We start from the raw sequence: 20,418 nt of genomic DNA, 5'->3' as shown, positions 1-20,418 counted from the left end.
TTATCAATGCCCTGTATGATTATAAACACTCTTAAATATCCTTGATACTTCCGAAATGAGCTTTACCATAAAAAGGAGGATGACAAGGCTTGAACTTAAAAAACAAGTCCCCCAAAGCTCTGACTTGGACATTGGGCTTAACATTACTCCTTTTACTCTCCATTGTTTTTTCTGTCATGATGGGATCGGTTTCTCTTCCCTTGCCTGTGACCTTCAAAATAATTGCGAATCAGTTGCCCTTGATTAATCTTGATCCCAGCTGGTCTGTGGCTCAAGAATCTATCGTTTGGAATTTACGCCTCCCCCGTGTGTTTTTAGCCTTAATCGTGGGTGCCGTGTTAGCAACCTCAGGAGTTGCATTTCAAGGCATTTTGAGAAATCCCCTAGCTGATCCCTACATCCTCGGCGTATCCTCCGGGGCCGCCCTTGGCGCAGCCTCAGCTATTCTCTTTATTCGCGACTCCTCAGTCCTCGGTCAATCGGTCTTACCTCTCTTCGCTTTTACCGGTGGTCTGATCTCCTTGGCCATTGTCTTCTCCTTGTCCAGGCAAAATGGTCAATTCGAACGCGAAACCCTAATTCTGGCCGGAGTAGTCGTGCAGGCTTTACTAGGAGCATTCCTCTCCTTCTTAATCGCAGTTTCCGGTCAGCAGATGCAAGAAATTATCTTTTGGATGATGGGAAGCTTGGCCAGTAGCACTTGGCAGGATGTCCTCATCCTTCTCCCCTATCTGCTTTTTGGACTGACATATCTACACTTCCAGAAAAGAGAGTTCAATGTAATCGCTTTAGGCGAGCGGGCCGCTACCCATCTGGGGATTAATGTCGAACGAAAAAAATTAGCAATCCTTGTGGTGGGATCTTTGTTAGCCACCGCGGCTGTATCTATGGTCGGAATTATCGGCTTCGTTGGACTAATTATCCCTCATCTCATGCGTCTCCTTGTGGGACCGGACCACCGAATTCTCTTGCCTGTGTCTACCCTTGCGGGGGCTATTTTTCTCTTATGGTCTGATACGATTGCCCGCACCCTTCTTCAATCTCAAGAGATCCCCATTGGAGTGATTACCGCCTTTGTCGGCGCTCCCTTTTTCGCCTACTTGTTAAAAAGCGGTTTAAGGAGGAGTTAAGATGAATTTGTTTGAGATTCAAGACCTTAATCAACACTATGGGGCACATGCTGTATTGCAGGATCTCTCACTTACCATAGGTCAAGGGGATATGTTCGGTATTATCGGCCCTAATGGTAGTGGTAAATCAACCTTGATCAGCACCATCAGTGGTATACTACCTCCAACCTCTGGAGGTATTCTTTTCAATGGGCGCCCCCTCTCCGCATACTCAGCTAAGGAATTGGCCCTTCAGATCGCAGTCTTAGAACAAGACGGCACCCCAGCCCTGCCCTTTACTGTCGAGCAAGTGGTTTCCATGGGACGCTATCCTTGGTTAAAGCCTTTTTCCGACTTGGGACCACACGATAAAGCTGTGGTTGAAAACATCTTGAAGAAATTAAATCTCTGGCCAAAGCGTGCTCAAAAGATTAACACCCTAAGCGGCGGACAACGACAACTCGTTTCTTTAGCCAGAGCTATGGCGCAAGAGCCTCAAGTTCTCATTTTAGACGAACCCACCACTTATCTAGATATCGGACACCAGCTCTTAGTCATGGATCATGTACGTCAATGGCATGACGAGCTGGGGATTTCTATTATCATGGTATTGCATGATCTCAATATCGCTGGGCAGTATTGTGATCATGTCCTTCTCCTTGATCAAGGGAAAATCGTGACATGGGGTAACAAAGATGAAGTCATGTCGGCAGAAGTTTTAGCCCAAGTGTACAAAGCAGATTTGGTTCAAGTACTCCATCCAAAACTAGGTGTGCCACAATTTCTATTAAGTGGCAAATAAATCCTGAACCTTACAATACTTAGAAAAGTAACCAAGCTTTCACTAAGGAAAATGTGAATTAAATAATTTATACTGAAGACAACCCATCAGCGATTGATAGGTTGTCTCTTTGTTTTTTATGATATTGCTTACCTTATCGCTTGCAGTTCAAATGGTAATTGAAAGGAGCATTTATGAAAAAGATATTTAATCGTAATAGCAATAATAAAATGATCAGGATAGGAATTGTCTCCGTTTTGTCTATCGGATTATTCACCACGACTCTATTCGCCTATCCGCAAACCATTACTCAGCCTGTGGTGGTGGCTGAAAATGTCCCCCCAACAGAGTCGTCAGCAAGTATTTTAGCTAGGACCAGAGAAGCAGCGAAAGCGAACATCACTCCTAGCCCAACTACCCAGACCGCTGAGGTATCCCGTGGTGGTTCTGCTCCGAGCAAGCCAACCACCACTCCTGTAAAACCTAAAAGCTCTACGAACAATGCAACAACTGCGCCCGCTAAACCAAAGGCACCTGCTAAAGCAACAGCTCCAGCTAAAGCAAGCACCTCTCCGAGTAGCACTTCAAAGACAACCGCAGTTATTAATACAGCCAAAAAATATATTGGTGTACCTTATGTTTGGGGCGGTACCACAACCAAAGGCTTCGATTGCTCAGGATATACCCAATATGTTTTTGCCCAGCATGGGATTTCCTTGCCCAGAGTGTCCAAGGATCAATACAAGGTGGGAACAGCTGTTTCTTTTAACAACCTGAAAGCCGGAGACTTAGTCTTCTTCTCCCTTGATGGTGATAAAGTCATCGACCACGTCGGGATTTTTATTGGCAACGGACAGTTCATCAATGCTTCCAGCTCAAAGGGCGTCACCATTTATAACCTGGGCTCCTATTGGCAATCTCATTTCATCGGAGCGAAGCGCGTCCTCTAGATTCAAGAAAACACCGGATGATTTTCTTTCAAGAAATCATTCGGTGTTCATTTTTAAACAAGGACTTGGCCAGCAAACAAAGAGGTAAAGTATCCTAAAGCTATATTATATAGAAAAAACAAGAGTACCGTCGCCAAAATTCCCCGCCAATTCGGTCCACCCGCTGTGGCTGCTCTCCTCTTCATTTCTTCGAATTCGAGGTCTTGAGCCTTCAACTGAAGGATTTTATTTTGAACAAAGCGATAATAAAGTGCATTGCCGAAAGCTCCCATAAGGCAAGAGATAAGAATAGTAATCCGAACATCCGGTTCCATCTTTAAGACGAATATATAGATAAGATCAGCGGACAGCAAAGCTCCGACCAGCATGACGAGATAAGCGTACATTTGTCGATAGCCGACCCATAAAGCACTGAAAAGAAAAGCTGCCATGTTCCAAGAAAGGGCAGTTCCCGGAGCGGTCTTCTTACTCCACTTGCGCAGATAATAATCGGCATTTTTCCCTATGTATAAACGCAACAATTCCTGTTCTTCCCGTTTCAGCAGCTCTTGCTCATCATAGATCTTGAAATGTCCATTTCCATGCTCATAACTCATGGCAAAGCACCTCCGCCTTAGTCTACATTTCCAATTATAGCATGAAGAGTTGTGGTGTTAAATCCCACTGGACAACGCAAAAAGCTCAGACATCGTTGAACTGCCCCCTGTCAAGTAGACAAGGGGCAGTTCACATTGTCCTGAGCTTTATTATAGTTACTCTTTAATTGGTTGTGGATGGAAGACGATATCATATCGATCACTTAGCCAATTGGCTTTCCACTTATCTAACAAGAGCACAGCATAATTTTCATCTTGATCCAAAACGACCATACTCATGCTGGAATCCTTAAGAATACGGATCTTCTCCTCATCCTTGGGTATCCATTGCACGACTTCATAAGGCAGACTGTTAATTTGAACTTCTACCCCATATTCATCTCGCAAACGATACTCAAGGACTTCAAATTGAAGTTGCCCGACGACTCCAACGATGGGTGCCTCCACTCCGATATTCAAATCCCGATAGACATGAATGGCCCCCTCTTCTTGGAGCTCTTGAATACCCTTGATAAATTGCTTTCTTTTCAGGGCATTAGCAATGCTAATACGGGCGAAATTCTCAGGGCTGAAGAAGGGCATGGCTTCAAACTCAATGCCATCTTTTTCTGCCAAAACATCACCAATCCGGAGGCTCCCACTATCATGAACCCCAATAATATCTCCGGCATAGGCTTCATCAAGGATTGTCCGTTCTTGAGCAAAAAGCTGCTGGGGTTGTGCCAATCTCATTTTACGATGAGTTCGGTTATGAATCACGTTCATTCCCCGTTCATATTTACCCGAGCACACACGAATGAAGGCAATCCTATCCCGATGCGCGGCATTCATGTTAGCCTGTATCTTGAATACGAAGCCGACAAATTCAGGTTGAGTTGGTTCTAATACTCCTTGATTGGACAACCGAGGGGCCGGAGCCGGGGCCAGTGTCAAGAAGCTATCGAGAAAGTTTGGAACCCCAAAATTGTTGAGGGCACTCCCAAAGAACACAGGGGTAACTTCACCTCTATCGACTCGCGCTTTGTCAAAAGCGTTCCCCGCCATATCTAGAAGCTCAATCTCATCATTTAGGCGATTTAGCAATTCATCCCCGATCCATTCTCTTGTCTCAGCCTCATCGATATGGCCGGATTGGCGAACATCATCATTGCCTTTGCGTAGCTCAGCCGTAAACCGTTCGACGTTTCCCGTTTGGCGGTCATAGATTCCTTTAAAATCTGCTCCTCCCCCAATGGGCCAATTCATGGCGTAAGACTCGATGCCCAGGACCTTCTCCACCTCGTCCATGAGATCAATAGGGGATTTGCCCTCACGGTCCATTTTATTAATGAATGTAAAGATCGGAATACCGCGTTTTTTACAGACCTCAAATAGTTTAATGGTCTGCATCTCCACACCTTTCGCCGAATCGATGAGCATAACTGCGCTATCCGCAGCAGTCAAGGTACGATAGGTATCTTCACTAAAATCTTGGTGGCCGGGGGTGTCCAATATATTAATGACATATCCCTTGTAATTAAATTGCATGGCACTTGAGGTAATAGAAATACCCCTTTGTCGCTCAAGCTCCATCCAATCTGAGGTAGCATAGCGTTGAGTTTTCCTTGCTTTAACATTACCCGCTAAGTGAATGGCTCCCCCAAATAGCAGTAGCTTTTCCGTCAAGGTTGTCTTTCCAGCATCAGGGTGAGAGATGATGGCGAAAGTTTTTCGAGAACAGATCTGTTCTTGAAGAGATAGGCTCACAGAATTAACTCCTTACTGTATAGATTAAGATCATTGGATCTCATGATTGTCATTTACATTAAAAACTGTCATCTACATTAAACGTTATTGGTGATTATAAACATCCAGCTTATTATTATATCACAATAGATTCTACGAAAAAAGCTATCATTTTGACTCAGAAGGACAGGATTCAAGCTTATTATCTTTTTTGCTGTAGCAGGATTCCCTCATAAGATGTGGAAATATTTATGATGTAAAGGAGGGTACCTGCTATGACACTATTTGAAATTCTCTATAGGGCACTTAAACAGGACGGCTGGAATTTTGAATATGATGAGAAAAACGAATTATTTCGTATCGAGATTCGGGGAATTAATTCTGAGTTTGTCTCATTTATTATTGTCGATGAGGAGCAAGAATCACTACTCTGCAATACTCACATTAAGCAGAAAATTCCCTTTGCGAAGCGCTTAGAGGTTTGTAACTTTATGAATCGAGTGAATTATGAGCTGGCGATTGGCAATTTCGAGATGGATATGGATGATGGCGAAATTCGCTTTCGCACTTACTTAGATTCTGCCAATTCGGAACCGTCCCGAGAACAATTGCTCAATCTCTTATGGAATGGTGCGCAAACCTTTGATATCTATTATCCCGGATTTATTAAAATCATTGTAGAAGATTATTTAGCCGAAGAAGCTGTTAACGTTTGCACTCAAGATGATGATTAAAATGCAATGTATTAAGGTAACCTGCTTTCCCTTGCTAGCGAGGAACGAAAGCAGGTTATTTCCTTTATTTGGCGATACTAGCATATTGAAGAATCTGCCACCAGCAATTACCTGTTTATTTTATACCACGACTTCAGATAATAAGATTGTCTCACTAACCAATATTTAAGACATTTAAGGAGGGACCCTACATGGCAGGAGAAAGAAGTACTAACCAACCAGCAGCCCCTGGTGCTGCACAATCACTTGATCAATTCAAGTATGAAATCGCTAATGAATTAGGTGTTCAATTGGGCGGCGACCGCACCAGCCGTGAAAACGGTTCTGTTGGTGGTCAAATGACCAAACGCATGATTCAATTTGCTGAAGAAAACCTCAAAAGAGGTACCCGCATCTAAATACATTACTTAAGAGAGGTATCCGCAAGGATACCTCTCTTAAATTCATCTTCATATAGTCGTAACCCATAAGCTACTCGACCCCGACAAACTTTTCATTTCATAATTGGCTCAGATTAATTGCTCATAAGTCAGATTGAATAAAAAGAGCGGGGGCCCCGCTCATTTTTCAATACTTGATCGTCCCATCTGTTTCGACAAGAAACTTCTTTTTAGAATCCAAGTGTTTTCGCACATCCTTAAGCTGATGGGGCGAGAGCTCTTCAGCATTTTCAGCAAGAAATTGCTCATTCTTCTGGATGTTGTTTAAGGTTAACTCAATCTTCTTTAAATCTTCGTTCTGCTTTTTATTTCCGTCTTTTCTAGGCATCATCATCACCTCGCTATTATTTTTGCCCTCTTCACTGATCAAGATACTCAAAAAAGGCAGTTTTTTCGGAAAGGACTTTAGTAATTTATGCCACTTTGATATAATATAAAAAAAAGAAGAATTTTAGCAAAGTGAGGAGGTTGAATTTGCGAGTTAAAACTTTCAGCTCTCCTGACCCCCGTCTTCTCGAGAAAGAAGTCAATCAATGGTTAGAGGACACGAGTTGGGTCAAAATCGTAAATATAACTCAGAGCTCTGCTCAAACCCATTTGGTTAGCATTTGGTATGAAGAACCCAATGTTCCTTTCCTAGGATGAATTAGGATAAACCCAAATAGTCCATGCCATACTAATAAGAAAATTAAGCTTCAAACGAAGGGAATGTAGCTTCATGAAAATCTCGCTCTTTATTACTTGCCTGGGAGACACTATGTTTCCTGATATTGGTGTAACCATGGCCAAGATTTTTACCCGTTTAGGACATACCGTTGATTTCCCTGAAGGGCAATTCTGTTGCGGACAGATTTCCTTTAATTCCGGTTATATGGAGGATACCCGCACTGTAGCCCGCGCCCTTATTGACGCTTTCGAAGACAGCGAAGTGGTAGTTGGCCCCAGCGGCTCTTGCATCGGTATGATCCATCATAATTATCCAGACCTCTTTAAGGACGATCCGATTTATTCGAAAAAGGCCAAAGCGCTTATCGACAAGAGCTATGAATTTTCCCAGTTTATCGTTAATGTCCTTAAAACACCAGATCTCGGTGCTCGTTATAAAGCTAAAGTTACATACCATCCCTCCTGTCATGCTACTCGTCTATTAGGATTGAAAGAGGAGCCCTTGACCTTATTACAACATATCCAAGATCTAGAAGTCGTTCCACTCCCGGAAGCTCATCTGTGTTGCGGATTCGGCGGTACCTTTTCGGTTAAAATGCCACGCATTTCGGAAGCCATGGTTGCTGAAAAAGCTCACCACGTTCTGGAATCCGGCGCGGATATCCTGACAGGATTAGATATGGGCTGTCTTATGAATATCTCCGGATATATGGAGAAACATGGCCGCTCCATACCAGCCATGCATATCATACAATTGCTCGGGAAGGGGATGTAAGCATGTCATTGGATAATCACTATGATGTAAATGCAGCTCTCGATAAAGCTTTAAACGACGATTTTTTACGGAAGGCCACCCGCCGGGCAACGGATAGGTTAAGAAATAATAAAAAAGCAATCACTGACGAACTGGGTAACTGGGAAGAATGGCGACAAGCCGGTGAGAAAATCCGCAACCATGTCGTTCTCAACTTAGATTATTACTTAGATATGCTTATCGATAATGTTGAGAAAAATGGCGGCATTGTCCATCTAGCTAAAACTCCTGAAGAGGCCGTAAATATCACTAAGGATATTTTCAAAAAACATGGTTTTAAATCCGTCATCAAATCTAAATCCATGATTACGGAAGAGATCCATCTTAATCCCGCCTTAGAAAAAGACGGCATCGAGGTTGTGGAAACAGACTTAGCCGAGTACATCATCCAGATCGCCAACGAACCACCCTCACATATTATTGTTCCCGCAATGCATAAAAACCGGGATCAGATCGCGAAGCTCTTCGAACCCATTGCTGGTCATCCCTTAGACTCCGATACTCCTACCCTGACCAAATTTGCTCGTGAGCAATTACGCCAAAAGTTCATGGCTAGCAAAATCGGCATCACCGGCTGCAACTTTGCTGTAGCCGACACTGGGACCGTTACCATGGTTACTAACGAAGGCAATGGTCGCATGACCAGTACCATCCCTGAAGTTCAAATCACCATGATGGGCATGGAGCGGATAGTTCCATCCTTCAAAGAGCTTAGTGTGCTCCTGAATCTTCTCGCTCGCAGTGCGACCGGACAACGTCTCTCAGTGTATACGACCTTGACAACCCCACCCCGACACGAAGAGGACTTGGATGGCCCCAAGGAATGGCACTTAGTTATACTTGATCACAATCGTTCGGAGATTCTCGGTGACGAGGAATTCCGTTCCTCACTCCGTTGCATCCGTTGCGGTGCTTGCTTTAATGTTTGCCCCGTCTACCGCCAAGTCGGCGGCCATGCCTATGGTTCCGTCTATTCCGGTCCTATCGGCGTCGTAATTACCCCTTTGTTGGAACAAGATTATGAGAAATGGGGACACCTCCCCTACTTCTCCTCCCTTTGTGCGGCTTGCGCTGAAGCTTGCCCGGTACGGATTCCCCTCCATGATTTAATCGTCAAGCATCGCGACCGCAAGGTCCTCAAGGGTTATACCCCTAATCTTGAGAAGAAAATATTCAAATATTATGGTTACTACTTCTCCCGTCCGAAAACTCTCAACAAATTTATCCGCTTAGGTGCTAAATTCCAATTTGTCTTAGTGCGTAACGGTAGAATTACCGGAGGACCGCCACCACTCTCTAATTGGACAAATAGCAAGACCTTACCTATGGTAGCTAAACAGACTTTCCGGGATCAGTGGCCTGAGCTGGAGAAGAATTTGCAGAATATGAAGCGAGGTGATAAATAATGAGCAATCGTCAAGAATTTATCGCAAATATCGCTAAAAAGCTCGGTCGTCCTACCCCAAGCTCAGTAACACCTATAGAAGTGACTTATCCACTTTTTCAGACTAACTCCCCTGAGGGACGGCTGGAAGGATTCCTTAAGATGTTTGAAACCATGGGCGGCAAGGTGGCTAAAGCTGCCACTTCTGCTGAAGCTGCCGAGGCCCTGAAGACATGGTTTGGTGAAAAGCCCGAGTGGTTAGATGCCAATAAAGTCGTCACTTGGAATGAGCTCCCCACCATGGCTCGAGCCTGTCTTGAAGAGTTAGGATGGCCTGCACGAATTTACGCCGACCTTCCTGCTAATCGTGAGGAACGCTATGCCATTATGGATAAAGCTGAACTTGGCATTACCGGAGCCGACTATGGCATCGTTCAATCCGGTTCCCTCGTTCTAAAGAGCAACGCCAAGCGAGGAAGAGCCGTAAGCTTAGTTCCCATCCGTCATCTCGCTTTTATACCAGCCTCGGCGATTCGAGATCGTTTAGACCAAGTGCTCGCAGAACTCAAGGAGTCCTCTATTCCGGCAGCGATTGAAATCATCTCTGGACCCAGCCGTACTTCGGATATTGAGATGGATTTATCGATTGGCGTCCATGGTCCCGTGGAAATCTATTGTATCGTTATTGATAATCAATAACCTCATCCCCTTTCAAGGGTAGAAGCATTCTATGATTTATCTATGATTTAGCAAGAGAGAACTCGACATAGGGTCGAGTTCTCTCTTTGTGCAATTCTAACTTTTGGCATCATTTGTTCTCGAAGGTTACAGCTGTACATCGACTTTTTGGTTTTCAAGGTAGTCAAGGATGCTTTCTTTTTCCCAGACCTCCACATGCACTACAGGCTGAACCTCGCTTCTGGCAATACCATCCCAGCGGTAATACAAGGTTTGTTGATACTTTTGGTTAATAAACGGATCAGTATATTCAAGGTGAAGCACGATGTAATAGGGCCTTACGTCGGGCTCACTACTATCGACTTCATAAGATTTGAACTTAATCAGTAAGCTTGATGCCATGTTTTGCGGTATTTCATTCGCTAGATAATAGGTATCATTTTGAAGGGGTTTATTTTTAAGCTCTTGCTCAATTACAAGGGTTCTACTGGCCAGATTAACTACAGGGTGAATACCCACATTATTAAATTTGAACTCCATACTTAATCCTGACTTTACTTCAATCTTGGGCGATTCCTGAAGAGATAAGTAGGGCCGGGAGGATTCCCGATCTATTTTCCAGGCATTTAGGGTGACCGTTACTGTAATCGTGGCCGTAATTGCCAAGATTGATGTGCCGATGGTGGCAATAATGCTACTCCACTTCGCAAATTTCTCTCCGTAATAACCCATTCCTTACTACTTCACCTCCTCAGACAATACCCTTTAGTGTTCTACATTTTTAGCTTCATATACATGTTTGCGGAGGTATATTCTATTACATGCCACTGAAGATGAAATTTCAATTACATGCTCAGGGAGATGACTTTGATAATACTGTTTACAAAGGCTTTAGAGCTTGCCTATACGTACAAAAGAGGCAGTACCTATAGTGCACTGCCTCTCTGGAGCATCAATTTAATATTCGTTTAGTATGTTAGCTTTATCTTTCCATTGACTATCTTATTACTTAATATCCCAACTTTTTTTAATATGATCAACGAGGTTATTAGGGTCAACGTCGCTATGACATTGATCACAATCCATCAATCCGCGAGTATTTTCTAAGGAATGACCTTTACCGTGGCACAGCATGCAGTCATCGACAGATTCATTTTTATAGGCTACTTTAAAGGTTTTGCTGTGGAATTGGTTCAATAGCTCTACCGTTTTAGCAGCCACATCGGCGGTGATTCGAGCACAACGCTCACTGCGGGCCTTGCTTTCAGCTTTGAGACCACTGGCATCACACCAGTTACTTACGGAAACATGACAGAGTGGAGACCCGGCAACGCTTTTCTCCATTATCCCATCATATTCCAGCGCTTTACCTGGGGCTGGAGTGAATTCAGGGAAGGAAAAGTCACAATACCAACCAAATAATTCACTTACCACTTTATCGGCATCTTTCTTTTCCATGGTATAATTGATGGCTGTCGATGCACCGATTAAAGCCCCACATAGTGTGGCCCAACCGCCACCTCCGGTTCCCCCCCAGCCTAGAACTTGGGTCGGAACCATGGTGTAAGGATATCCCACCTTATCCTTGAGCTGTCCAATAACGGCCTCAAACACACCATAGGAGCATTTTGATTTGCCATAGCCTGCATAACCGTCTAGCTTCGCCTTTTCGGGGTCGAGTTGCACATAAGGGTATGGAAAACTCGGGACTTCACAATTACTCTCACAGGGGGCTGGTTTAGTTTCTACTGCCTCTACCACTTTCGTGGTATTAAAGATACTTGAACCAACGGCCAGCGCTCCCGCCGCCAGGATTCCTGATTTGAGAAATTTTCTCCTCGATAAGTCTTTTTCATCATTCATCAAAAAGCCCTCCCTTTCTCGATTAGCAATTCCTTCTAACCTAGACTTCTAATATTAATGATTGCTATGACCTCTTTTATCACCTCACCTATTTTATTTCTTATGTATATTGAGTATTTGTATTGAATGAGACTTCCTTCAAATTTTGAACATTCTCACCCCGTCGGCATCAATAAGGTGTACTGCGCAGGCCATACAAGGATCAAAGGAACGAATCACTCGAACAACGTTCACCGGATTATCCGGATCCGCCGCAACTCCGATCAGCGCCTGTTCAATGGGTCCAGCTAAACCATAATCATCACGCGGGGATACATTCCACGTTGTGGGAACAACGAGTTGATAATTGCTGATAACATGGTTATCAATGTTTATCCAATGTCCCAAGGCACCGCGCGGAGCTTCATTAAGCCCCACCCCTTGGCCCTGCTTCGGTGAATCCCAGTGCTCATGGTCGTGAATAGCCGGACGGATCGTTTTGCTGCTAAGTAATTGCTCTAATTCTTCAAGCCAACGATACATGGCCTCAGTTATAAGCAGCGTTTCCTGTGCCCGTGCAAGGTGACGAGCCACCGACCCAGGTTTAATCCCGTACTTACTCATGATGTTGAGCAAGGGTGGATGTTGCATTACCATCATGCGGGCCAGCGGTCCTACTTCGGAAACTTCGCCATGATAGCGGGGAGATTTCACGAAGGTATAAGCGCCTTTTTTATCAAGATCGATCTCCGAATTCTCTTCCCAAGGATTAGCCGGTTCTGCATCACTGTACCAAGAACTCGCTACCGCTTCAGTGATCTTACTGATATCCAGTTCTTGGACAACACCCGGTGACTTGCTGCTGACAAAGCCACCTTTAAATAACTTATCCTTACCGAGATCATCCATCGGAAAACCACCATAAGCTAGATAACTCCCAGGCCCGGCACCGACTCCGGCCCTTCCTAACTGACCCAGTGGACCTGTACAAATATTAACCACATCAGGGACATAGGCAGTTTCAACAAACGCTACAACCTCATTTAATATCGTCTTAAAATTATCTAGCTGCTCTTTCTTAGGGTAGATTGTCACCCCACCTACAACGATACTGGATTGATGGGGTTGCTTCCCTCCCAAAATGGCAGACATTTTTTTTGCTTTAGCCTGAACCTTTAAAGCTTCTAGATAATGAGCAAGAGCGGTAGTGACGATTTCCGGATCGCGTATAGAATAACCATCAGGTTGATATCTCGGCGTCAGGGGAGCAGTATCTCCCGCTTTGACTAAAGACGTAATTTTATTCTTAACAGCCAATAGCTCTTTATCATTTCCTTTATAATGATCAATCGCTAGCACATCCAGATAATCCAAAGCGGAAAGATGGTAGAAATGCAAGGGATGATCATGCAGCCATAAAGCACCGGTCAGCAAATTGCGAACGAGCTGAGCTGCCCGAGGAACGATTGCCCCATGAGCATCTTCAACTGCCATCGCCGACGTCCAGCCATGGGATGCCACACATACCCCACAGACTCGTTCCGTAATATATACTGCATCACGGGGATCTCTGCCACGAAGGATGTCTTCAATACCTCGATACATGGTCCCTTGGGCCCAGGCTTTCGTAACGACACCTTTATCAATTTCCACTTCAATCCTTAAGTGGCCCTCGATTCTTGTTACAGGATCTACTACGATTCTCTTAGCCATCTACTTCTCCTCCTTAGGATTCACAAATAGGGGCGCAAATCCATCATAGTACTCAGGCTCACTACAACCGGCACAGGGTGACCCTGCATGACCACAATAGCTCACTCCATCATTCCACCATGAAGCGGCGCAAGTGGTGTAAGTATCTTGTCCTTTACACCCCTTATGGTAGAGGCAATAGTCTGTTGTCTCGGCGTCATTCCAATCCTCTAGGAATTCATCCTTTTCAAAGTGCAACCGGCGATCACAACTATCATGTAAGGTATAGCGATAATAGGCTACTGGCCGCTTAAGTTCATCCAGTAGGGGTAGAGCATTTTCGCTCAAATAGTACAGAATTACGCTGACTAAACGATCCGGCTTAACCGGGCAACTCGGTAGATTTACAATCTTAACCCCACTAAGCACATCTTGCGCCCCCACTGCACCCGTGAAGCCTGCCCGTGGGATGCCGCCAAAGCAAGCACACGAACCTACAGCAATCACAGCTTCAGCCTTAGCAGCAGCCTTCTTAAATTGGTCAATAAAGGATTTACCTTCCACCATGCAATAGCGGGGATCGGCCGTTGGAATTGATCCCTCAAGAACCAGTATGTATTTTCCTTTGGCGATACATTCCTCCATGCTTTGAACTGCTTGCTCTCCGGAGGCTGCCATTAAAGTAGGATGGTAGCGTACGGAAAGGAGATCAAGTATAATTTGGTCCGGACTCGGATCAAGGGAAGCTAATAATGATTCACTACACCCTGTACATCCTTGTCCCTGCATCCAAATTAAAGGTTTCTTGGACAGGTTTGCTGCTGCTGCCTCCGCAATCTGGGGCGCCAGACCTAAATCAAGTCCAAGTGCTGTGCATGTGATTGTGCACATTTTCAGAAAGTCTCTTCTGGATATCCCTTTTCTTTCGAGAAGTTGATATCCACTTTCAGCCGGGTTACCCTCTCGTTTCACAATCCTCACCTCGTTAAATATTTTTAAGAATTTAAAAATTATAGTACGATGAGATATTAAAATGTGAAATATGATACTAAAACACATGTGTTTAAATAAGAGTAGATAAAAGTATTAAGTAAATTAGAAAAATAATTATGTGAATCTTTTTTCAATTGTGTTTTCTTAATCATACACCCATTTTTATTCCACATCTAGACATTTCTATAATAAATCTCAATAATTCTTTTTAATTATAACTATAAGTTTTCTATATGGCAGCATCTCATATTTATTATTGTTAATCAAAGGGCAAATTGCAAAAAATCAGGAATCTCTTCTGTGTCTTGACAAGGAGAGTCCCGATTTCAGCGTGTTAAAGAATATTCTGGAAAGTAATCGTCTCGGTATCGGCAATGTGATTGAATAATAAACGTAAGGCCGCAACCTCCCCTAGGCTTAGAGCTGCTTCATTTTCCAAGATGTATTTTTCAGCACGTTTCAAGCTTAGGTCTATATTATCGATTTCTTGGTGATCGAGCAGAATACTCCATAGTTTTTTTGTTTCATCCCACTCTTTTTTTAGCTGATCCATTTGCTGATTAGCTTTATCCCAATGTCTAGACTGGATAAGGTCTTCCACCGCAATGAGCATCCCTTCTAAAGAGAATGTGGAGGAATTAATGTATTGGTTGTGCCAATAGCTTCCCAAGCCAAGCATCAGGATAATTATGCCAACTGTAAGATAGGTTCTCAGCACGATCATCTCTCCTCTCTAGCCGGCAAAGTATTTTATGTAAGCTCACTTACCGGAGCTCTTTCTACGCCTGCGATGTTTCTCTTGAAGATATAATTGTCCTGACGAATCAAGGCTTGCAAACAAGACCTCTTCAATTCCCTTCAAATGACGCTTCCGGAGTTCTTGATCCAGCCAGGCTTGATCTTTACCGGATAAAGCAAAGGCTCGTTTATTCAAGAGGCCATCCATGATAAATACGACCGGTAATCCCTCATATTCTGGTTGGAGCTTCAAGTCATCCGGCGTCACGGGACGTTTGTTTGCTTTAGGCATAACACTGATTTGCCCATTTGTCTCCAGAATTGCAAATTCTACATCCGCGATATTCGGTATGCTCCGCATTCTTAGCTCCTCGATCAAATCTGTTAAGGGCAGTCGATTGCGCACCAATTCATGCTCAACTATTCGACCACGTTCGATTAGTATCGAGGGTGTCCCATTCAAGATATCACGAGCGCGCTCACTCTTTAACTCCAGATAAGACAAGGCAACACTCATCAACACCAAAACCATAATGGGTATAATTCCGGAGATAAGAGGAATCCCAATATCCTCACTAGGGATAGCCGCCATATCCGATATCATAAGAATAACGACTAACTCAAAGGGTTGCAATTGACCAATTTCTCGTTTTCCCATGAGGCGTAAGGCCATAATGACAATCATATAAAGAATAAAGGTTCTTATGGCAATAATCAGCATCGCTCCATGTGGCAACTCCTTTCAGGTATATTATTTCAGTCAAAATGTCGTTAATCTCTAATCGTGACTTTTCTCTGAAGCGCGAGGGTATCAAGACACGAATGGTTATATTATTTCTTAAATCAGTGTTTATTATGCGCAACTATTCATTTCCTTGCTGGGAAGATATCTACCCTAAAGCAGACTCAACTTTGGTAATCTGTATTAACACAACAAGGCAAATCTTATGCTATAATAAGCATTGTTATACTATAGATCGTTTACTTTGAATGGAGGATAACTATGAGAAAACAAGCCGTTGTCATTCACGAACTGGATAATGTGGCTACCTGTGTCGATCATTTTACCGCTGGAACAACCATTTCCTTCTTTCTAGGGGGTAGCGAAGAGCAAGTAGTACTCAGACAAGATATCCCTTTAGGGCATAAAGTCGCTATTCGTACCATCGCTAAAAATGAAGATGTACTGAAATATGCAGAGAGCATTGGGGTTGCTACGATAGATATCCAACCCGGCCAGCACGTTCATGTGCATAACCTCGAATCCAAACGCGGTCGGGGCGATTTAGAGCAGGGCAAGGAGGAATAAAAACATGAACATCTTAGGCTATCGTCGTCCAGATGGACAATTGGGAATCCGCAACCACCTGCTCATCCTTCCCACTTCAGTGTGTGCAACCACCGTGGCCTTTAATATAGCTGCCCAAGTTCCTGGGGCTGTTGCCGTTCCTAATCAACACGGATGCTGTCAGGTAGGTACAGATTACGAGCAAACCCTGCGTACATTGATCGGGATCGGAAAAAACCCCAATGTGGCGGCAGTGCTCGTTGTGGGCTTAGGCTGCGAGGGAATTCCCATCCAAGAAACGGCCGCTGAAATTTCCACATCAGGGAAGCCTGTACAAGCCATTGTCATTCAAGAAAATGGCGGCACTCTTAAAACTACTGCTTTGGGTGTACAAATTGCTAGCCAAATGGCTCGCCAGATTTCTTTAATCAAGCCCGTAGAGGCCTCGATAACCGAGCTTTCTTTAGGCGTAGAATGTGGGGGGTCAGACTTCACATCCGGTTTAGCCTCAAATCCTGCAGCAGGAACTGCCTCCGATCTTCTCGTGAAAGCCGGTGGGACTGCCATGCTTTCCGAAACTACTGAATTTATCGGTGCAGAGCATGTTCTTGCTAAACGTGCCAAATCACCCGAGGTTGCCAAAAAACTCATGGAGATTGTCAAAGCAACAGAGGATCGAGCAAAACAGCAACATGTCGATTTGAGAGGCAGCCAGCCCACTCCTGGAAATATTGCTGGAGGAATAAGCTCCATCGAGGAAAAATCCTTAGGCTGTATCTATAAAGCAGGCCACTCCACCATCCAAGATATTTTGTCCTATGGCGAAGCTCCTCAAGGAAAAGGCCTTTATGTTATGGATACACCCGGGCAAGACGTCGAGTCTAATACGGGAATGCTGGCAGGAGGTGTCCAGATCATAGTCTTCACCACAGGACGTGGCACACCTACAGGTACACCCATTGCCCCGGTCATTAAAGTCACTGGCAATGGACAGACCTTTAAAAATATGGAGGATAATATAGATCTTGATCTTTCCGCCATAATTTCCGGTGAGGAAACTATCGAGCAAGCTGGACAACGTATCTTTGAGGAGATTATCGAAGTCGCCAACGGGAAACTGACCAAGTCCGAAAGTTTAGGGCATCAAGAATTCGGGATTTATCGCATCGGCGCAACCTTTTAAAACTGAGCGGCGCGGATGTATGATAAGAATAAACAGTAGGGCCGAGGCTGTTGTGATGCAGCCTCGGCCCTCTTTGCATTAGGTTACCTGCGTTCCATATCATAGAGACGTTTTACCCGCTCTTCGATCGGTGGGTGCGTACTAAATAAATTCGCCACTCGCTTGGCCTTCAAAGGGTTAACAATAAACATATGACTTGCTGAAGGGTTAACATTCATGGGAATGGCTTGCGCGCTCCGTTCCAGCTTTTGCAGAGCATTAGCTAAGCCATATGAGTTACCGGCAATCTCCGAACCGGTAGAATCAGCAAGATACTCTCGAGAACGGGAAATCCCCATTTGAACCAGCATGGCAGCGATTGGCCCCAGAATAATCATTGGCAGGGCCGCCAGACTAGAACCGCCCTCGTCATCATCCCCACCTAGGCCTCCAAACATCAATGCCCACTGAGCCCAATTGGCAAGCATAGTCAATACACCGGCTAAGACTGCCGCAAGGGTGCTGATGAGGATATCCCGATTCTTGATATGAGCCATTTCATGGGCTAATACACCTTCCAGCTCTTCACGATTCAGGATTTGCATCAAGCCTTGGGTCACGGCAATGGCCGCGTGATTAGGATTCCTTCCCGTAGCAAAGGCATTGGGCTGTGGTGAAGGAGTCATATAGAGCCTTGGCATGGGTAGTCCGGCATTATCAGCAAGATTTTCCACCATGTCGTAGAGCTCTGGGCTTTGTTCACGGCTAAGCGGAACAGCTTTAGTCATAGCTAGAGCCATCTTGTCGCTAAACCAATAGCTACCAAAATTCATAACCAGGGCAAATAAGAAAGCCATTTGCATACCGCCCCGGCCACCTAGTGCACCTCCGGCTAAAATCACAAGTACAGTTAATAAACTCATCAGAAGAACAGTTTTCAACTGATTTCCGAATCCACTCATCAAAACATCCCCTTTCAATTATGTCAGCATTACAGGCTAGGTTAAGCGCTTATTATGCCATATCCTCTAGTGTATCTACAGGTGCAGGCAAAGAGTTCTCAGCAGGCTTGCTAGTCACTTTCACCCGGGTAATTCTAAAACCAACGACTTCAATTACCGAAAAGCTATAGTTCTGAAAATCAATCCGGTCGCCTTTGACCGGTTTACGACCTAAGCGATTGAAAACAAAACCACCTAAGGTAGAGACGGTCTCATCTTCAAATTCAATTCCCAGTAAATCAACGAGCTCATCAAGCAAGACCCGCCCGTTAATTAGATATTCTCCCTCTGAACTCTTGATGATATCCGCTTGATCTTTACTCTCAAATTCATCATAGATCTCTCCCACCAATTCCTCGATAAGGTCCTCGATGGTCACCATTCCGGCAGTACCCCCGAACTCGTCGACTACTACTGCAAGATGGGTTCTCTGGGCGCGCATTTTTTGTACTAAATGCGAAATCGGCATTCCTTCCGGCACAATGAGTATATCTCGCTTCAAGTTAACAATATTCTTCGTTGCCGGTTCTTCAGGGAGACAAAGCAAATCCAGCATATGAACTAAACCGATAACATTATCCTTATCATCATCACATAGGGGGTAGCGCGTGTGCCCCGATGTCTTTACTGTTTCCATGACTTCCTCCAAAGAATCTTGGATGTAGAGGCACACCATATCTTGTCGAGGAACCATAACCTCACTGACCACACGGTCCGAAAACTCGAAGACATTATCCAAAAGTTTTCCTTCCATCGTATCCAAAATTCCATGACGTTGACTGGCATCCACAAGCATCCGTAGTTCTTCCTCAGTATGAGCAAGGTCCGATTCATTGGCAGGAGATATACCCCAGCGCCTAAGAATCATATTGGCAAGTCCATTAAGAGAACGAATCACTGGGTAAAAGAACTTGTAGAAAGTCTTTAGGGGGCCAGCGGTCCACAATGCCGTGTCTTCTGCTCTTTGAATGGCAATGGATTTAGGAACTAACTCCCCTAAAACAATATGCAAGAACGTAATCAAGAGAAAAGCAATAACCACCGAAACAGTGTGAGTTAGAACTCCATCCCACTCCACTAGGTTGGCAAAGAGCGGCGCTAGCAAGGTCGCAATGGCCGGTTCTCCTAACCAGCCCAGCCCTAAGGATGCCAAAGTTATACCTAGCTGGCTTGCCGAAAGATAGGCATCCAGCTGAGAAGTTACTTCAAGAGCAGCCGAAGCCTTCTTCGACCCTGTTTCGGAGAGCTCGGCAAGTCGGGTTTTCCTCACTTTGACCAAAGAAAATTCAGCTGCCACAAAGAATGCATTTAAAGCGACTAGGAACAAAGCTGCAACCACTTTTGCAATGCTCCAAAATATACTGTCGATTAGATTCTCCTCCTTTTATTCTATACATTTCTCTAATCACTTAGACATAAGTAGACCCAAACCAAACCATGACTAACCAGTATTTCAGATTTTGGGCAAGTCCTTCAATTGCTCCGCGATCAATCTGCAACATAGGTGATAAGGGTACATTATCCAAAATAACCTCTTGAGGTAAAACAGCTAAGGCGCCGAAGAAAAAAGCTCTTGGCGCCTGATTAATGCTCGTATTTAATTTTAAAATCCACATTCCAGAGTGTGATTCTTCGAAAACCACGGAGGGGCACAGCAATAAGGCTAAGCCTAAAAATATGCAGACGATAATAGCAACGCACTTCTTCAACTTGCGTTGTTCCATTCTCTCTAAAATAGCACAGTAATTTATAGTAGGCGCAGGTAACGGGTCGTCTTCCACTATGGTCTCTCCTCAATATCCACTCTCTTTATTTTCTTCTTAAT

23 protein-coding genes are annotated in these 20,418 nt (G+C 44.3%); 11 read left to right on the top strand and 12 right to left on the bottom strand.

The features are described 5' to 3' along the window. Nucleotides 1-89 precede the first annotated feature (89 nt). The 3 genes from AAC978_RS09965 (at nucleotide 90) to AAC978_RS09955 (ending at nucleotide 2,840) form a co-directional block, all read left to right on the top strand. A complete protein-coding gene (locus AAC978_RS09965; protein ID WP_341547886.1) occupies nucleotides 90-1,130 on the top strand; it encodes a FecCD family ABC transporter permease in 1,041 nt (346 codons plus the stop codon). A gap of 1 nt (nucleotide 1,131) precedes the next feature. Continuing rightward, on the top strand, nucleotides 1,132-1,911 hold the full coding sequence (locus AAC978_RS09960) for an ABC transporter ATP-binding protein (RefSeq protein ID WP_445900298.1): 780 nt from the start codon (nucleotides 1,132-1,134) through the stop codon (nucleotides 1,909-1,911). A 173-nt stretch (nucleotides 1,912-2,084) separates the two neighbouring features. Continuing rightward, a complete protein-coding gene (locus AAC978_RS09955; protein WP_341547885.1) occupies nucleotides 2,085-2,840 on the top strand; it encodes a C40 family peptidase in 756 nt (251 codons plus the stop codon). A 53-nt stretch (nucleotides 2,841-2,893) separates the two neighbouring features. Here AAC978_RS09955 and AAC978_RS09950 read toward each other — a convergent pair whose 3' ends face one another. After that, nucleotides 2,894-3,436, bottom strand: a complete 543-nt coding sequence (locus AAC978_RS09950) for a DUF2628 domain-containing protein (protein WP_341547884.1) — start codon at nucleotides 3,434-3,436, stop codon at nucleotides 2,894-2,896. 156 nt (nucleotides 3,437-3,592) lie between these two features. Beyond that, nucleotides 3,593-5,182, bottom strand: a complete 1,590-nt coding sequence (locus tag AAC978_RS09945; protein ID WP_341547883.1) for a peptide chain release factor 3 — start codon at nucleotides 5,180-5,182, stop codon at nucleotides 3,593-3,595. A gap of 254 nt (nucleotides 5,183-5,436) precedes the next feature. Between AAC978_RS09945 and AAC978_RS09940 the strand changes: the two genes are divergently transcribed. Together AAC978_RS09940 and AAC978_RS09935 are read left to right on the top strand one after the other, a co-directional pair. Continuing rightward, a complete protein-coding gene (locus tag AAC978_RS09940) occupies nucleotides 5,437-5,895 on the top strand; it encodes a YbjN domain-containing protein (protein WP_341547882.1) in 459 nt (152 codons plus the stop codon). Nucleotides 5,896-6,086: 191 nt separating this feature from the next. Then, entirely contained in the window at nucleotides 6,087-6,293 is a 207-nt protein-coding gene (locus tag AAC978_RS09935) for an alpha/beta-type small acid-soluble spore protein (protein ID WP_015262668.1), read from the top strand. Nucleotides 6,294-6,462: 169 nt separating this feature from the next. Here AAC978_RS09935 and AAC978_RS09930 read toward each other — a convergent pair whose 3' ends face one another. Further along, nucleotides 6,463-6,663 (bottom strand): hypothetical protein, encoded by a 201-nt coding sequence (locus AAC978_RS09930; protein WP_341547935.1) that lies wholly within the window; start codon nucleotides 6,661-6,663, stop codon nucleotides 6,463-6,465. 146 nt (nucleotides 6,664-6,809) lie between these two features. Here AAC978_RS09930 and AAC978_RS09925 point away from each other — a divergent pair, with 146 nt between their 5' ends. From AAC978_RS09925 to AAC978_RS09910, 4 genes are all read left to right on the top strand, one after another. Continuing rightward, nucleotides 6,810-6,980 (top strand): hypothetical protein, encoded by a 171-nt coding sequence (locus AAC978_RS09925; RefSeq protein ID WP_341547881.1) that lies wholly within the window; start codon nucleotides 6,810-6,812, stop codon nucleotides 6,978-6,980. 73 nt (nucleotides 6,981-7,053) lie between these two features. Continuing rightward, nucleotides 7,054-7,776, top strand: coding sequence for a (Fe-S)-binding protein (locus tag AAC978_RS09920; protein ID WP_341547880.1), 723 nt, complete (start codon nucleotides 7,054-7,056; stop codon nucleotides 7,774-7,776). Nucleotides 7,777-7,778: 2 nt separating this feature from the next. Next, a complete protein-coding gene (locus AAC978_RS09915) occupies nucleotides 7,779-9,221 on the top strand; it encodes a LutB/LldF family L-lactate oxidation iron-sulfur protein (RefSeq protein ID WP_341547879.1) in 1,443 nt (480 codons plus the stop codon). After that, nucleotides 9,221-9,898 carry a LutC/YkgG family protein gene (locus AAC978_RS09910; protein WP_341547878.1) on the top strand — a complete coding sequence of 226 codons (678 nt, stop codon included), beginning with the start codon at nucleotides 9,221-9,223 and terminating at the stop codon, nucleotides 9,896-9,898. The genes AAC978_RS09915 and AAC978_RS09910 overlap by 1 nt, the downstream gene beginning before the upstream one ends. 126 nt (nucleotides 9,899-10,024) lie before the next feature. On the opposite strand, the gene AAC978_RS09905 is transcribed toward AAC978_RS09910, so the two are convergent. The 6 genes from AAC978_RS09905 to AAC978_RS09880 all read right to left on the bottom strand — a co-directional run bounded on the left by AAC978_RS09905 (nucleotide 10,025) and on the right by AAC978_RS09880 (nucleotide 15,863). Then, entirely contained in the window at nucleotides 10,025-10,609 is a 585-nt protein-coding gene (locus AAC978_RS09905; RefSeq protein ID WP_341547877.1) for a hypothetical protein, read from the bottom strand. 273 nt (nucleotides 10,610-10,882) lie between these two features. Then, a complete protein-coding gene (locus AAC978_RS09900; protein WP_341547876.1) occupies nucleotides 10,883-11,740 on the bottom strand; it encodes a C-GCAxxG-C-C family protein in 858 nt (285 codons plus the stop codon). Between the two features lie 138 nt (nucleotides 11,741-11,878). Next, nucleotides 11,879-13,432: a nickel-dependent hydrogenase large subunit gene (locus AAC978_RS09895; RefSeq protein ID WP_341547875.1), complete on the bottom strand. Its 1,554-nt coding sequence runs from the start codon at nucleotides 13,430-13,432 to the stop codon at nucleotides 11,879-11,881. After that, on the bottom strand, nucleotides 13,433-14,392 hold the full coding sequence (locus tag AAC978_RS09890) for a hydrogenase small subunit (RefSeq protein ID WP_341547874.1): 960 nt from the start codon (nucleotides 14,390-14,392) through the stop codon (nucleotides 13,433-13,435). Nucleotides 14,393-14,738: 346 nt separating this feature from the next. Next, the gene (locus AAC978_RS09885; protein WP_341547873.1) at nucleotides 14,739-15,128 is read right to left on the bottom strand and encodes a DUF4363 family protein; all 390 of its coding nucleotides are present in this window, start codon (nucleotides 15,126-15,128) and stop codon (nucleotides 14,739-14,741) included. Nucleotides 15,129-15,164: 36 nt separating this feature from the next. Beyond that, entirely contained in the window at nucleotides 15,165-15,863 is a 699-nt protein-coding gene (locus AAC978_RS09880; RefSeq protein ID WP_341547872.1) for a DUF421 domain-containing protein, read from the bottom strand. Nucleotides 15,864-16,145: 282 nt separating this feature from the next. On the opposite strand from AAC978_RS09880, the gene AAC978_RS09875 reads away from it, so the two are divergent. Both AAC978_RS09875 and AAC978_RS09870 read left to right on the top strand, forming a co-directional pair. Then, nucleotides 16,146-16,451 (top strand): UxaA family hydrolase, encoded by a 306-nt coding sequence (locus AAC978_RS09875; protein WP_341547871.1) that lies wholly within the window; start codon nucleotides 16,146-16,148, stop codon nucleotides 16,449-16,451. A 4-nt stretch (nucleotides 16,452-16,455) separates the two neighbouring features. Beyond that, nucleotides 16,456-17,613 (top strand): UxaA family hydrolase, encoded by a 1,158-nt coding sequence (locus tag AAC978_RS09870; protein ID WP_341547870.1) that lies wholly within the window; start codon nucleotides 16,456-16,458, stop codon nucleotides 17,611-17,613. Between the two features lie 83 nt (nucleotides 17,614-17,696). On the opposite strand, the gene AAC978_RS09865 is transcribed toward AAC978_RS09870, so the two are convergent. The 3 genes from AAC978_RS09865 to AAC978_RS09855 form a co-directional block, all read right to left on the bottom strand. After that, nucleotides 17,697-18,554, bottom strand: a complete 858-nt coding sequence (locus AAC978_RS09865) for a zinc metalloprotease HtpX (protein ID WP_341547869.1) — start codon at nucleotides 18,552-18,554, stop codon at nucleotides 17,697-17,699. 52 nt (nucleotides 18,555-18,606) lie between these two features. Then, nucleotides 18,607-19,932 (bottom strand): hemolysin family protein, encoded by a 1,326-nt coding sequence (locus AAC978_RS09860; RefSeq protein WP_341547868.1) that lies wholly within the window; start codon nucleotides 19,930-19,932, stop codon nucleotides 18,607-18,609. Nucleotides 19,933-20,002: 70 nt separating this feature from the next. After that, entirely contained in the window at nucleotides 20,003-20,374 is a 372-nt protein-coding gene (locus tag AAC978_RS09855) for a hypothetical protein (protein ID WP_341547867.1), read from the bottom strand. Between the last annotated feature and the right edge of the window lie 44 nt (nucleotides 20,375-20,418).

Source organism: Desulfitobacterium sp. THU1 (assembly GCF_038181555.1).
Taxonomy (GTDB): domain Bacteria; phylum Bacillota; class Desulfitobacteriia; order Desulfitobacteriales; family Desulfitobacteriaceae; genus Desulfitobacterium.
Note: the sequence above shows the minus strand (reverse complement) of the source record. Positions and strands in the feature narration are given on the sequence as shown.

Bases quoted from the DNA above. Each gene is read 5' to 3' on its own strand.
- AAC978_RS09960 (WP_445900298.1), top strand. From the start codon at position 1,132: ATGAATTTGTTTGAGATTCAAGACCTTAATCAACACTATGGGGCACAT.
- AAC978_RS09955 (WP_341547885.1), top strand. From the start codon at position 2,085: ATGAAAAAGATATTTAATCGTAATAGCAATAATAAAATGATCAGGATA.
- AAC978_RS09950 (WP_341547884.1), bottom strand. From the start codon at position 3,436: ATGAGTTATGAGCATGGAAATGGACATTTCAAGATCTATGATGAGCAA.
- AAC978_RS09940 (WP_341547882.1), top strand. From the start codon at position 5,437: ATGACACTATTTGAAATTCTCTATAGGGCACTTAAACAGGACGGCTGG.
- AAC978_RS09935 (WP_015262668.1), top strand. From the start codon at position 6,087: ATGGCAGGAGAAAGAAGTACTAACCAACCAGCAGCCCCTGGTGCTGCA.
- AAC978_RS09930 (WP_341547935.1), bottom strand. From the start codon at position 6,663: ATGCCTAGAAAAGACGGAAATAAAAAGCAGAACGAAGATTTAAAGAAG.
- AAC978_RS09920 (WP_341547880.1), top strand. From the start codon at position 7,054: ATGAAAATCTCGCTCTTTATTACTTGCCTGGGAGACACTATGTTTCCT.
- AAC978_RS09915 (WP_341547879.1), top strand. From the start codon at position 7,779: ATGTCATTGGATAATCACTATGATGTAAATGCAGCTCTCGATAAAGCT.
- AAC978_RS09910 (WP_341547878.1), top strand. From the start codon at position 9,221: ATGAGCAATCGTCAAGAATTTATCGCAAATATCGCTAAAAAGCTCGGT.
- AAC978_RS09905 (WP_341547877.1), bottom strand. From the start codon at position 10,609: ATGGGTTATTACGGAGAGAAATTTGCGAAGTGGAGTAGCATTATTGCC.
- AAC978_RS09900 (WP_341547876.1), bottom strand. From the start codon at position 11,740: ATGAATGATGAAAAAGACTTATCGAGGAGAAAATTTCTCAAATCAGGA.
- AAC978_RS09895 (WP_341547875.1), bottom strand. From the start codon at position 13,432: ATGGCTAAGAGAATCGTAGTAGATCCTGTAACAAGAATCGAGGGCCAC.
- AAC978_RS09885 (WP_341547873.1), bottom strand. From the start codon at position 15,128: ATGATCGTGCTGAGAACCTATCTTACAGTTGGCATAATTATCCTGATG.
- AAC978_RS09880 (WP_341547872.1), bottom strand. From the start codon at position 15,863: ATGCTGATTATTGCCATAAGAACCTTTATTCTTTATATGATTGTCATT.
- AAC978_RS09875 (WP_341547871.1), top strand. From the start codon at position 16,146: ATGAGAAAACAAGCCGTTGTCATTCACGAACTGGATAATGTGGCTACC.
- AAC978_RS09870 (WP_341547870.1), top strand. From the start codon at position 16,456: ATGAACATCTTAGGCTATCGTCGTCCAGATGGACAATTGGGAATCCGC.
- AAC978_RS09865 (WP_341547869.1), bottom strand. From the start codon at position 18,554: ATGAGTGGATTCGGAAATCAGTTGAAAACTGTTCTTCTGATGAGTTTA.